Raw genomic sequence first — 13,640 nt, forward strand, 5'->3', positions numbered from 1 at the left:
GTTTGAGTTGCGAGTTGTCAGTTGCGAGTTGTGAGTGACGGAAGCATTGCGCGATAAATGACACGCTTGTACGACCCATGGATCAAATAAATAATAGTCCGATAGGAAAGTCTGTTCATAACAAAAAAAATCGGCCTCAAAATGTTCGGGCAGTAAAGGCTAAGTAACTGTACAGCCGCTCGAAGAACATTTTAAGCCGAGAGCTTTCTTTGCTACTTTCTTTCGCGGAGAAAGAAAGTAGGTTAAAAAACCAATTCATACCTAACAGACCTGCCGGCACCAATTTGATTCAAGATCCCTATAGCGTGCAAGTGTTGTAAATCTCGGGTGGCAGTTGCTTTAGAAGTTTTAGCTATCGCCATGAACTTTTTAGCTGTCATCCCGCCTTCAAAGCCCTCCAATCCATTTTCGAGCATTCGTTTAATCACCTTTAATTCCCGCTCATTAAGGAGGGCAGTAAACCGATCAAAAAATTTGGCCTTTTTTACGGTGAACTCCACCAACTCTCTTGCATTTCGTTGTGCTTCTACTATAACCTCGGTAAAATAATGAATCCATGCTGTTAAATCTAAGCCCGACTGCGCCTGTTTTAGTGCCTCGTAATATTGCTTTTTGTCTTTTTCAATGGTTTTGGATATAGACAGCAAAACAGGGCTCTGAAGTGTATTGGAGAGTGTATATTCAGCCAAAGCTCTTCCAACACGTCCATTTCCGTCTTCAAAGGGATGGATAGACTCAAAATAAACATGGGCAACTGCGGCCTTTAATAAAGCCTGCATAATGTTGTCTTTTACGTCAAAACGATCGTGATGAAACCAGTCTATAAACTGCTCCATCTCTTTGGGCATTTGAGAAGATGGGGGTGCCTCGTAATGGATAATCTCTTTGCCATATGCGCCCGAGACAACCTGCATTGGCTCTTCACCCCTACGCCATTCACCTCCACTAATTTTTGGAAAACCCTCCACTAAAAGCCGATGCCAACGCTGTATCATATTGAGTGACAATTTGTCCGCAGCATCTGTTCTAACAGTGGTCATCAATTTAGCTATCCCAGTAACTCGCTTATCGCGAACAGGGGTGTCATCATCTAATCCTAAATTTCTCTTGATAGAAGACATGACATCTTCACGGCTCATATACTCCCCTTCAATTTCAGATGTTTTGATAGCTTCTGCTATAAGAACTTCTACCAGGGCCTCTTGCTTCAACTCATCATTCAAGCCCGTTATCAGGCCGCCTATCAATCCAAGCTCCCTTGCAAATACGATGCTAGTAGCGGATAGATCTGCTATCGAATAAGTGAAATTGGGCCAATCTTTATATTGCCAGTTGTACATAATGAGCCGATTAGTATAATTAATCGGCTCAAATATAACATTTTTTTGAGCCGATTAAAAGAAATAATCGGCTCATGTTCCCAATAAAGCGGCTTAAGTACACCAATCAAAAACAATCCTATTTTCTTCATATAATTTCTACTTTCAGCGATTCCGTCGGTTTTAAAACAAGAGTAGTTTTCAAGCGAATCAACATCTTATTGTTTAACTGCTCCGCCTTTAATGCGATTTTTTTACCGTTGTGGTGAACAATAACTTGCCTTTCCTCGCCAGCATTCAACAGTTCAAAGGATAAGGACGAAAGCGTTAATTCTCCATAAGCTAAGCTAATTGTATGACGTTGTTGCCCGTTGTTTTTTTGCTGTGAATAGGTGCCCCAACCCTCCGCAGCGGTAAAGGCAGCACGAAAATCCTCCGGTTTAACCTTAGGGGCAAAACCGATATGCCCTTTCGGGCCATGATATTCATAACCACATGCGCTGATAAAAGTACCGTAACTAGCCATCGCCCGCGCGTAGTGGTCACTGCATTCTATCTCATTAAACGGATTTCTTTTAGCGGCATGGTAACGATCATGTATTACCCGCGTCAGTATCAAACTTTCGTCTATCATCCCTTCAGCCATCATATGGGCCGCTACCTGATGTTCAAAACCGCTCATACATTCGTGGAAATAGCCCAATTGCCAAGTTACATTCTCTCCATAAGGTTTCGGTTCATTCTTCGGGTTCGTATTCATCACCATCCCACCCTCACCTGCAAGAGCATAAGGCCTTCCACCAACATGCGTTTTGATATAGGGGCCTACATCCATGGCAAAATTGTATTTCCACAACGCTTTTAAAGCCGAAAGCGTTTTATCCCGATCCAATACCCGTGGCAGTCCCACCTGAAAAGCCCAGCTTTGTCCATATACCTGATCAATGTGGCACGTATTATAAGAGCCTAGCTTCTTTCTACCCTGCACTGAATCTGGCCGATGAATAAAGTATTCCCCGTTATAAAGCTGCTCTTCCATGTTTTTACGACCTTTTGTCACATATTCCGAACAAACTTTAGCGAAAGCTTTATCTCCTACCTCATTCGCCATCTCCTCCGCTGCGCGGGCCGCAGCAACACAAAGCCCTACAATCCAAGCAATTTCACCCTCCCATACGGCATCCAAGGTATTTTCCATCGGTGTATCAATCATACCATCCCCATTTTTATCCTGTGCCAACATAAATTGCACGGCCTTTTTTATACCGAACCAATTGGTTTTTAAGAACTGGTCATCACTACTCATCTGATGTTCCCGGTAAAAACGCAAAATCGTACCGGCCTGCCCGTCGATCGCTGGATGGGTTTGATTTTCTCCACGAAAAAGGATCACACCGCTATCTTGCTTAAAGCCTACACCCAGATCCACCCGCTGCCGAAGATCACGTTCCAATTCCGGAAATATACGAGCAACTGCCTGCGCATACTGCCAAACATGGGTACAAGTGCCCGGGCAGGCTCCTACACCTTCCCACCCCCAAAAACGGCCACTTGCAAAACGATAGGTATTCGCCGTTGCCAAGGTACCGATATTCACAAAGGTACGGTCCAAAAACCAATGCGGTAAAGAACTGTCATTCCAGGTCTGCTGCCACAGTTCCGTATGGGTGGTTAGATAATCCCACTTCGATGCGATGTATTGGTTTACCTCCCATGCATCTTTAAATTTCGTTGCATACCAATAACCCGCCTGCGCATCCTTTACCAACTCCTTCAATTTCGGATGCAGATTATTAAAATGCCAGGAAATGGAATAATCCGCTTTAAAGCTCTTTCCAGCTTCAATAGCACTGCCCAATAAGATCGCTCCTACTAACTTCTCTCCTGCATCTTTTTCTATTTGTGCAGCGCCTTGTTCAAGCTTGTTAAAACTTTCACTGCTGACCGGCCACGGTGAAAAATCGGCAATACAATAGGCGTCCTGTGTATGGCAAGCTAAACACATCGTACCCGCATCCTGTGCAGAGGCAAGAGCCTTGTCCGTACTGCTAAAATCAAATAACAAAGCCTTTCCCCTCTCCAGATCATTCACCTTACTTCGCTTCTTTCCCTTGCCTTTTTCGGCAGTAAACCTATTCGCTCCGTTTTCCATCCATCCAACAATGGACATTTCCAGATCCTCATTCACTAGATTTTTGATTTCCAGACGCAGAATAGTGGCGGGTAAGGAAGAACTCTCAGTATCTAAAGGAATAAAAGGAGCATAAGCTGTGAATTGCACTTCCACAGGAAATTCCGACGTTTTATAGGTGATCAAGGATATTGGATAAGAAGGTTGAAAGATCACCTCCTCCCAATGATCGGCTTTCAATTCCTTTATAAAAGTTTCTCCCTTATAAATAACTTTAATAGCGAAACCCTGATCCAGCACTCTTTTATTCTCAGCAATAGCCGGTTCAACATAAGCAGATCCATCTCGCGATCGTATCTCACGCACCGAAGTGCCGTCATCCCAGCGCACCGTTTTCGGGTCAATCCCTTCATGACACGGCTCGATCGTTTGGTTATATATCTGCCAAAGCCATAAGCGCCCATCCCCACCGATATAGACGGTTCCGCTGTGCAGTCCGCCAACAGGCATACCGATATAATTCAGCTCGTTTCGACTTTTCAAATAGCTAATCGGCGTCCCTCGCACTCTTAGGCCCCGCAACCAGTTCGCATCGATATTTTTATCAACAGGGATGTTATGTTTCGGATAATCCTGGGCAAAAGTACTCGCTGCCCACGTGGGGAATCGAGTCGCTAGTAAACCGAATCCAATAAGTACTGATTGCTTTAAAAATCTTCGTCGCTGCATTTTATTATTCATCATAGTCCATCAACAATTAAATTTTGAAAATTCCTACCAGCCCGGATTCTGTATCACGTCTTGCAGACCTTCCTCATCCTGTATAAACTTTAAGCTATATCTGTACAAGGCGTCGAAACTATTATTATAAATTACCGTAAAGGCTGATTGGCTACCTCTGATGAAAGCGGGCCAGTGAGTGGCAATTAGATTATAAGTAGCTTGGTTCGTATTCATACAATGACATTATACCATCGCCCCTCATTACAAATTTCAGCAAAAAAAATTTCAATTATTAGGCAACTATTGGGTTACACATAGTTACTAAAGGGAATAAACATCTCATTCAACAATATTAGCATTGTTGGCAACTATATTCACTAATTTATGCAATCGATTGATCAGTGGAGGTTAAGATGTAGGCGGCACGCATGCATGACCGGCCTCATGGAATGAGCGTCAAAAGATTCAGAAAAGTGGAGGATAGAAAATCATGTGAAGAAGCGAAGCGTTGGCCATCGCGCTGAGCGGCTACACAGGATTGAGCGTTCAGACCTGAATCTTTAGCGAAAGCCATAAAGCCTTGATGTTTTGGTTCTTTCACATCCAAGGTAAAAGAACAACTAATTATCAAGAATAAAGAACAATTAACGCTAAGCATTCCTTCAGGTTTTGCAATGCCATTCTGTGCTCAAATAAAATCTATAGATTTTATAGATTAACAAAATATCCCTATATTTGGTCGGCGAATGGAATAAAGAAATAGGAAAAAACAATCTTCTTCTACTGATGATGATCGTACCTAGCCAGTGTAAAAGATTTCTTGCGTGACGTGGAAAATCTACTATATTTGTTTCTAAACCAAAATAAATCTCAATAATTTACATTTTATGCCTGAATATAGGTTGTACACCGACGAGCAGCTTTTTCATGAGGTTAGTGCAGGAGATCATCAGGCATATAAAGAATTATATGAACGGTATTGGGAGGTACTTTGGCTTTACGTTTCTGGAACCACCCATCCAGATGATGCGAAGGATATTATACAAGACGTTTTTATTTCTATCTGGCAAAAAAGAGAAAATTTACAGCTAAAACGCTCGTTCCGCGCCTACCTGTATAGAGCGACCCTGAATAAGATAATCGACCATTCATCTCGCGCAAAATATGCCCATCATTATATCGACACCCTTGCTAAAAACTATCAGGAAGGCCATAATACAATAGATGATCTCTTATTTGAAAAAGAGTTGATCCAACGCTTTGAAGCATGCCTTGAAAAAATGCCACCTAAAATGCGTACCATATTTCAGTTTAGCCGCGAGGACATGCTGAGCCACCAGGAAATTAGCGAACGCTTAGATATTTCACGTGATAATGTAAATAGACAGATCAAAAATGCGCTCATACGCTTAAAAAAATCCCTCTTATTACTTTTTTTATTTTTTTTCTTACCCTAAAGACTCATCCATCCGTCTTTGTAGAAAAGGGGAACCTAAACAATTATGCACCATGACGAAGGACGAACTAGCCGAGCTCCTCAAGCGCTATCAGCAGGGTATGTGTACAGCAGCAGAAAAGCGCTTGATAGAGCGTCTTCATCTATACAGCCATGATCCCAAAGCCGCACCAAGTGATGACCTTGTGAAAGACGAGATTTGGCAAAACATTGAAGCGCACACCACCGGGCAAAAAAGAAAAAACCATCGTCCTGTTTATAGTGCCGCTGCAGCCATCATGTTACTCATCGGCGTTTATTTCCTATATCATTACATGAGGCCTTCTCCCACCCCTTCTGCCAAGCAACATATGGTAGTAGACATACCTGCTGGCGGCAATAGAGCTACTTTGAAGCTAAGCAACGGAAAAAGAATAACATTAGACAGCCTAAATGCCGGCATCAAGATGCACGCCAGCGCAGTAAGTTACTTAAACGGAGTACCCGTTCCAGGTCAGCGTACAAACGATGATTTATCATTATCCACTTTTCATGAGCTCGAAACACCTAAAGGTGGTCAGTACCAGTTAATGCTAGCAGACGGCACCAAAGTATGGTTAAATGCGGCCTCATCCATTCGTTTTCCCAGTAGCTTTTCCAACGATCTAAGAGAAGTGACGATCAGCGGCGAAGTTTATTTTGAAATCGCCCAGGATAAAAACCGTCCATTCCGGGTTAAGACAAAAAATCAACACATACAAGTACTGGGCACAAGTTTCAATGTGCAAGCCTATCCGGATGAAGCCGTGGAGCATACCACCCTAGTTTCCGGAAAAATTAAAATAGAGCGAGAAGGGTTCTCAGAAATCATCTATCCCGGTCATCGCGCATCCATCGCCACTGAAGGTGTTACCATCAGCGAAGTAGACACAGACGAAACAACTGCTTGGAGATCAGGATTTATCTCTTTCAACGAACAAACTTTAGCAGACATTATGCAGCAAATCAGCCGTTGGTATAACGTTCGTATAAGCTATGAACAGGTCGATCCCTCCTTACGTTTCGGGGGCCGAGTATCTCGCTATGCTAACGTTTCTGAGGTTTTGCGGAGATTAGAATTAACGGAACAAGTTCGTTTTAAAATTGATGAAAGGAGGATTGTTGTGATGAAATACTAACCATAAAACCATTGGGAAATTAAAATCCGGAGGTTGAAGCCCTCCGGATATGTCCCGACTTTTACATTTAATTCATGTGGATCAACCTCCAGCGCTCAAACATGAAGGTTCTCCATCAGTCAAAACCTAGGCAAACTTAACGAACCTTGCCTGCTTATACAAATGTACACAAAGCAGGTAAGGTACGCGGTTATGCCGCAGAAATAATTATTGATGCTTATTCATTTAAAAAGCTATTACAATCATAGCATGAGGGCTTACCTCGTAAAAATATTGAAAATTATGAAATTAACGTGCCTGCTGTTGATGATTTTCATTTTCCAGTCGAACGCTGACACTTTGGCCCAGACCCTAACATTGAAAAAGGACAAAGCCACGCTAAGAGAAATTTTCAAAGATATTCAACACCAAACAGGTTACTCTGTTATTTACAATGTGCAATACATCAAAGATATACCACCTATTTCGGTTGCCTTTGATCAGGAGCCCCTGGCATCTGCTCTGCATAAAATACTGACAAACAGCGGTATTGGTTTTGTTATTGTCAATAAAGAAATTGTTATTAAAACCAAAAAACCTACGGCATCAGCAGTAAACAGTTTAGCGGTGCAGCCAAGCCTTAGTGGTGGCATCTACGACGGCGACGGGAAGCCCCTTGTAGGTGCCGCGGTTCAAGTTATCGGAACCCCGCAAGGCACCAGTACAGACCAGAACGGGCACTTCTTGCTCAAAAATGTTCCCAGTACAAGCACCTTGCGTATATCCCATATAGGGTATGAAAGCCTCGAAATAAAAGCCACGGCAGATTTAGGACATATCGTACTGAAGATGAGCGATGCCAAATTAGAAGAGGTAGTGGTAATCGGTTATGGCTCTCTGCGCAAAAGTGATGTTACCGGTTCCGTTGTCTCCCTCAGTCCGAAAGACCTGAACACCGTCAACAGCATTTCTGCAGATCAGCTATTGCAAGGACGCGCGCCCGGTGTCCAGATTACGCAAAGTAGCCATGCGCCCGGCGGCGGTAGTACCATCCGGATTCGAGGTATCGGCTCTATCAATGCCGGAAACGAACCCTTATATGTGATTGATGGTGTCCCGATAGACAACCGTGCAACGGCCAATAGTAAAGGGTCTAGCTCCTTTAGCGGTGATATGCCACCAGCCAATCCATTGAACATTGTCAATGCCGCCGATATTGCTTCGATCGAAATATTAAAAGATGCATCAGCAACAGCCATTTATGGCTCTAGAGGTGCTAATGGTGTTATTTTGATTACCACCAAAACAGGTGGCGGTGCTTTTATGGCCAATTTCAACAGCAACTATGGCCTCACCCAGATCGCCCGAAAAATGGATGTGCTTTCTACAAAAGATTATATTCAGGTAATGAATGACCTCGCCCGGGATCGTGGAGAAAAGCCAGTCTTTGATCAGGATTTTATAACATCGGTTGGCAAAGGAACAGATTGGCAAAAAGCCTTATTTAAAAATGGCCATAACGAAAACCATAATCTTTCCCTATCTGGCGGTGTAGGAAAATCAAACTATTATTCGTCATTAGGTTATACCAATCAGGTGGGGATCATCCCCAACACCAAATACCAGCGTTTACAGGGGCGTTTAAACTTTGAACATACCGTTAGCGATAAATTTAAATTCGGCTTTAACGTAAATACCTCCCAGGAAAACAACTATTCCGTTCCAGTCAACGGCTTTTCCATCAACCAGGATGCTGATGCTATTAATAGCGCACTCAATACACCGCCCATATTTCCCATTTATTATCCAGACGGCACTTTCTATCGGCCAGAGAGCGGCGAGCCCGTATCCGTTACCCTTGATAATCCGCTGGCTATTGTAGAAGGACAAAAGGCAACAGACCGTATTAATAGAACTTTAGCCAATTTTTTTGGCGAATACGAGCTCATTCCGGGTTTGAAAGCACGCTTAAATATTGGCTCTGATAGGTCGAACAAAAGGCGTGATTTATACCTCAGCCGCATCTCACAAGTTGGAAATGCCGTAGATGGGAGCGCATCCGTACAGTCAGGCGACCTGAACAATATCCTGGTAGAGGCATTATTAAAATATAACAGAACTATCCGCGAGAAGCATAGCCTAAACGTCCTTGCCGGCGCCACCGTACAACAATTTGATGAGCGCACCGTAGGGGTCGGTACGAAAGGTTTTGCTTCGGACGTCATTGGTAGCGACAACCTCGGTCTGGGCACTATTGAGTTCAATACCGCGGGCAGCTATTTTGGTCGCAGACGCCTGTTGTCGTACCTCGGCCGGGTAAATTATGGTTACCAAAACAAATACCTCTTCACCGGAACCATTCGTGCCGATGGATCATCCAATTTCGGCATCAACAACCGCTTTGGTATATTCCCTTCCTTCTCTGCTGCCTGGAACCTAAGCGAAGAAGATTTCTTAAAACAAGCACCTACCGTTTCCTCGCTAAAGCTGCGCGTGGGATGGGGCCAGATCGGGAATGACGATATCGGTATAGGCACCGGTTTAACAACCTACTCCGGCAGCGGCAATGTCGTGCTGGGGGGCGCCCTTCAAACCGCCATATCCCCCGCCCGCATCCCCAACCCCAATCTAAAATGGGAAACCAGTCAGCAAACCAACATAGGTTTAGACTTCGGCTTCTGGGGTAGCCGGCTTAGTGGAAGTATAGACTATTTTATAAAAACCAACAAAGACCTGTTGTTCAACCTCCCCATTCCGAGCTCATCAGGCTTTGCTGTTTACACCGAAAACATCGGAAAAATCAGTAATAAGGGTATCGAACTGTACCTCAGCTCAGAAAACCTGACCGGAAATTTCAACTGGCGCAGCACCTTCAATGTAACAAAAATCACCAATAAAGTAGATGACTTAGGTGGTATCAGCGAATATGTACCTTCAAATGAGCCCACCACCTTGGTTAGGCCCGGTGAAGCCCTCTTTTCCTATTTCGGCTACCGGTCTGTCGGCATCTTCCAAACAGCAGCAGAAGCAAGCGCTTCCGCCCAACCAAATGCTAAACCCGGCGATCCAAAATGGGACGACGTCAATGGCGATGGGGTAATCAATGAACGCGACCGCGTGGTGCTAGGCAACCCCTATCCCGATGTCACATTAGGCTTAAGCAATGATTTCAGTTATAAAAACTTTGCATTAACCATCTTTTTTGAAGGAGCCTTTGGTGCCGACCTTTTCCATTGGCAAACGGTAGATGCGCTCTATGCAAACGACCCCTATCGAAACCGCATGGCCACCCCACTATTAAACCGATGGACGCCAGAAAACCCTGGAAATACTTGGCCATCCGGCGTATCCATCGCACAGTTGCAATATTCCAAAACAAACAGCTACACCATTCTTGATGCTTCTTATATCCGCCTAAAGAACGTGCAGCTCTCTTACCAGATTCCTATAAAAAACACCAAAACAATAAAAGGCCTACGCGTTTCCTTATCCGGCCAGAACCTGGCACTAATTACCGACTATCCCGGTTTTGACCCCGATGTTAACGCCACCGGTACCGGAAACATTCGCTATGATCGGAATGCCTATCCAGCCTCCAGAACCTATATGCTGGGTTTAAACCTCAACTTTTAATTAAGATAAAAAGCTCCTCATGAATACATTATATAAAATATCCCTCGCTTTCCTGTTCAGCTGCCTACTTAGTAGCTGTGCCGAACAATTCCTGGATGTCGAGCCAGGCTCTCAATATTCATCCGAATTTCTGGAAACCAAAGAAGGGGTGGAAGCCATCACCAACTCTGCCTATCAAAATATCCTGTTAACAGGTGATGCCGGCGTAAACCGCATTTATGTAGAAGAATCCTGTACGGATGTATTGGTTAACTTCAGAGGATTATTAAACGGTAATCTTCAGCCTTTTATGGACTTCACTTGGTCTGCCTCGCAAATCTATTTACAAGATTTCTGGCGAAGCAATTACCGGGCTATCCGAGATGCCAATTTGCTACTGGAGGCGATTCCCAACCACCCACAATTGGATGAGGCAACAAAAACTCAGTTAAGCGGTGAGATGCACTTTATACGAGGTTTTGCCTATGCCTATTTATACGGATGGTTTGGTAGCGTACCGCTGGTGAACCAGCAGGACGATTTGTTTCTGCCGCGCGCCTCCGAGGCCGACATCCGCACACAGATTGAAAGTGATTTAACAACAGCAGCAGAAAACCTAGGTACAAGCGCTCCCCTATACGGACGGGCCACCAAAGGCGCCGCCTTAGGCCTGCTGGCGCAGTACTATTTACAAACCCGCCAGTGGGAAAAAGCCAGCGATGCCGCACAGCAGGTTATCGATCTTCAGCAATATGAGCTATGGCCCGACGTGCGCAGCCTCTTTGCATTGGCCAACGAAGGCAATAAAGAAATGATTTATGCGGCACCGGCTCTGGCCTTATCGGGTTATGGCAATGTCTGGATTGCCAATGCCTTACCTCCCGGGTACCCCACTGATGTAATGAATACCGCCACCCAGGTATGTTTACCCGTCGCCTTTTACAACTCTTTTGCCACCGATGATCAGCGCAAGGCACTGATACTTACCCAATACACCAATAATAAGGGTGCCGTGATTGATTTGACCACTGGCGTGGAATACCAGAACCCACGGAGCTTCAAATATCCTCTTGATCCAGCACAGATTGAACGGCACGGTGGCATGGATTTTCCTATTTTGCGCTATGCGGAGATTCTATTGATCAAAGCAGAAGCAGATGTGATGGCGGGCCGAAGCATCGCCGACGCCCTTCCCTATCTTAACCAAGTGCACACCCGGGCCGGTTTAGCACCCTATACCAGTTCAGCAGCTTCAGATCAGGCGCGCTTTATAGCCTTGGTATTAGACGAGCGCAAATGGGAGTTTTTCAGCGAAGGTAGAAGAAGACAGGACCTGTTGCGGCACGATCAATTTTTACAGAACGCAACCGATCGCGGCAAAAGCCCGCAAGCATTTAGACAATTGTTTCCCATCCCACAAAGCGAGATGGATGCCAACCCTCAACTGGTTCAAAATGAAGGTTATTAATTAGAGATCATTTTAATTTGACAGTAACATGAAATTATTTCAAAAAACACAACGGTTTTGTACGCTATCCCTAGCAGCACTCGTGCTGCTGGGTAACAGCAGTTTCACCTCGGGAAACCATCCGCAAAGGCCACAAAAATCAGAAAAGCCCAATATCATCCTGATCATGTCTGATGATATGGGCTATTCAGACATCGGCTGTTTCGGGGGTGAAATTGAGACACCCAATCTAGACAAGTTAGCGGCAGGCGGTGTTCGGTTTACGCAGTTTTATAACGGAGCACGCTGCTGCCCTTCACGTGTTTCGTTGATGACTGGCCTATATCCCCACCAGGCCGGTATCGGCCATATGACCAATCCAAACGAAAATTTTGAACAACACGATTATCATGTTCCCGGTTATCGCGGTGAAATGAGCCCTCAAACCCATACCCTGGCAGAAGTGCTCAAGACGGCGGGCTATACCACCCTCATGGCCGGTAAATGGCATCTCGGTATGGAGCAGAAAACGCAATGGCCATTACAAAGAGGCTTCGATCGCTTTTACGGTATTTTAGATGGTGCCAGCAATTATTTCCAACCTGCTCCGCCACGCGGCATCACCCTGAACAACGAAAACATTTCGACGCAAGATCCCCATTATTATACCACGGATGCCTTTACTGATCATGCTATTCAATTTATCGATGAAAACCACCAGCAAAAGAGCGGCCAGCCTTTCTTCCTTTATTTAGCATACAATGCTCCCCACTGGCCTTTACAGGCACCCAAGGAAGTCATTGATAAATACCGCAACCGTTATCGCGAAGGATGGACGAAACTGCGCGAAGAACGCTATCAACGCATGAAACAGATGGGCCTCGTGGATGCAAATTGGGCTTTAAGCAAGCAAGACATTTTCAACTGGGATACCTTGCCCCCCGAAAAGCAAGATGAAATGGCCTTGAGACGTGCCATATATGCTGCCCAAGTAGATCGTATGGATCAAAATATCGGTAAACTAGTAGCCTATTTAAAGAAAAATAAACTGTATGATAATACCCTTATTGTTTTTATTAATGATAATGGTGCCTGCGCCGAAGGAGGTGATCTGGGAGGCGGTAAAAAAGAAAATCTGGAAACCAAGGTAGGTTTCTTTTTAAGCTATGGTAAAGGTTGGGCAAATGCCTCCAATACACCGTATCGCGAATATAAGCATTGGGTACATGAAGGAGGGATCTCCTCACCTTTCATTGCCCATTGGCCAGCAAAAATTCCGCAGCAACTAAACGGCTCCCTTATACACCACTATAGCTTTTTGCCCGATATGATGGCTACCTTTGTGGATATCTCGGGTGCCCGCTATTCGAGCAATAAAAATGGAAAAGCCGTACCTTCCCCAGTGGGAAATAGTTTTGCTCCCTTGTTATCGGGCATCAACCAGCCCATACATAAGCAAGCTATTTTTTGGGAACACGAAGGTAATAAGGCCGTTCGCTTAGGCGATTACAAAGCGGTAATGACTTGGGAAGAAGGAAAAACGCATCAATGGGAGCTCTACAACATTCGGCAGGACCGAACCGAGCAGCATGATTTAGCCACAACAATGCCCCAAAAACTTAAAAGCATGGCAGCTGCCTGGCAGCAATGGGCCGATACGCATCAAGTACGCCCGTGGGAGCAAATGTTAGACAGTTTGCGAGCGAATGAACGGAGACAATAGAAATGGCAATAAAATTGACATCAATATGTCCAATCTAACCAAGTTGATTGCCATATTTGCAAACGCAAGAAAATGGAAAATTCAAACAACAAC

Annotated in this window: 9 protein-coding genes; 5 read left to right on the forward strand and 4 right to left on the reverse strand. The window is 44.6% G+C overall.

What is annotated here, in order from left to right; translation table 11 throughout:
* Positions 1 to 242: 242 nt before the first annotated feature.
* From BMY50_RS05075 to BMY50_RS28565, 4 genes are all read right to left on the reverse strand, one after another.
* A complete protein-coding gene (locus BMY50_RS05075) occupies positions 243 to 1,340 on the reverse strand; it encodes a Fic family protein (protein ID WP_093319488.1) in 1,098 nt (365 codons plus the stop codon).
* A gap of 127 nt (positions 1,341 to 1,467) precedes the next feature.
* Positions 1,468 to 4,194 (reverse strand): GH116 family glycosyl hydrolase, encoded by a 2,727-nt coding sequence (locus BMY50_RS05080; RefSeq protein WP_093319493.1) that lies wholly within the window; start codon positions 4,192 to 4,194, stop codon positions 1,468 to 1,470.
* A gap of 30 nt (positions 4,195 to 4,224) precedes the next feature.
* Entirely contained in the window at positions 4,225 to 4,407 is a 183-nt protein-coding gene (locus BMY50_RS05085; protein WP_093319497.1) for an RNA polymerase sigma factor, read from the reverse strand.
* A gap of 208 nt (positions 4,408 to 4,615) precedes the next feature.
* Positions 4,616 to 4,747, reverse strand: coding sequence for a hypothetical protein (locus BMY50_RS28565; protein ID WP_262496885.1), 132 nt, complete (start codon positions 4,745 to 4,747; stop codon positions 4,616 to 4,618).
* Positions 4,748 to 5,060: 313 nt separating this feature from the next.
* On the opposite strand from BMY50_RS28565, the gene BMY50_RS05095 reads away from it, so the two are divergent.
* The 5 genes from BMY50_RS05095 to BMY50_RS05115 all read left to right on the forward strand — a co-directional run bounded on the left by BMY50_RS05095 (position 5,061) and on the right by BMY50_RS05115 (position 13,547).
* Positions 5,061 to 5,630 carry an RNA polymerase sigma factor gene (locus BMY50_RS05095; protein WP_093319511.1) on the forward strand — a complete coding sequence of 190 codons (570 nt, stop codon included), beginning with the start codon at positions 5,061 to 5,063 and terminating at the stop codon, positions 5,628 to 5,630.
* A 52-nt stretch (positions 5,631 to 5,682) separates the two neighbouring features.
* Positions 5,683 to 6,786, forward strand: coding sequence for a FecR family protein (locus BMY50_RS05100; protein ID WP_093319518.1), 1,104 nt, complete (start codon positions 5,683 to 5,685; stop codon positions 6,784 to 6,786).
* A gap of 282 nt (positions 6,787 to 7,068) precedes the next feature.
* Positions 7,069 to 10,398 (forward strand): TonB-dependent receptor, encoded by a 3,330-nt coding sequence (locus tag BMY50_RS05105; protein ID WP_162276537.1) that lies wholly within the window; start codon positions 7,069 to 7,071, stop codon positions 10,396 to 10,398.
* A 19-nt stretch (positions 10,399 to 10,417) separates the two neighbouring features.
* The gene (locus BMY50_RS05110; protein WP_093319532.1) at positions 10,418 to 11,845 is read left to right on the forward strand and encodes a RagB/SusD family nutrient uptake outer membrane protein; all 1,428 of its coding nucleotides are present in this window, start codon (positions 10,418 to 10,420) and stop codon (positions 11,843 to 11,845) included.
* 28 nt (positions 11,846 to 11,873) lie between these two features.
* Complete coding sequence (locus tag BMY50_RS05115) at positions 11,874 to 13,547, forward strand: arylsulfatase (RefSeq protein ID WP_093319536.1); 1,674 nt, start codon at positions 11,874 to 11,876, stop codon at positions 13,545 to 13,547.
* Positions 13,548 to 13,640 lie beyond the last annotated feature (93 nt).

It is taken from the genome of Olivibacter domesticus (genome assembly GCF_900109575.1).
Lineage (GTDB): Bacteria > Bacteroidota > Bacteroidia > Sphingobacteriales > Sphingobacteriaceae > Olivibacter > Olivibacter domesticus.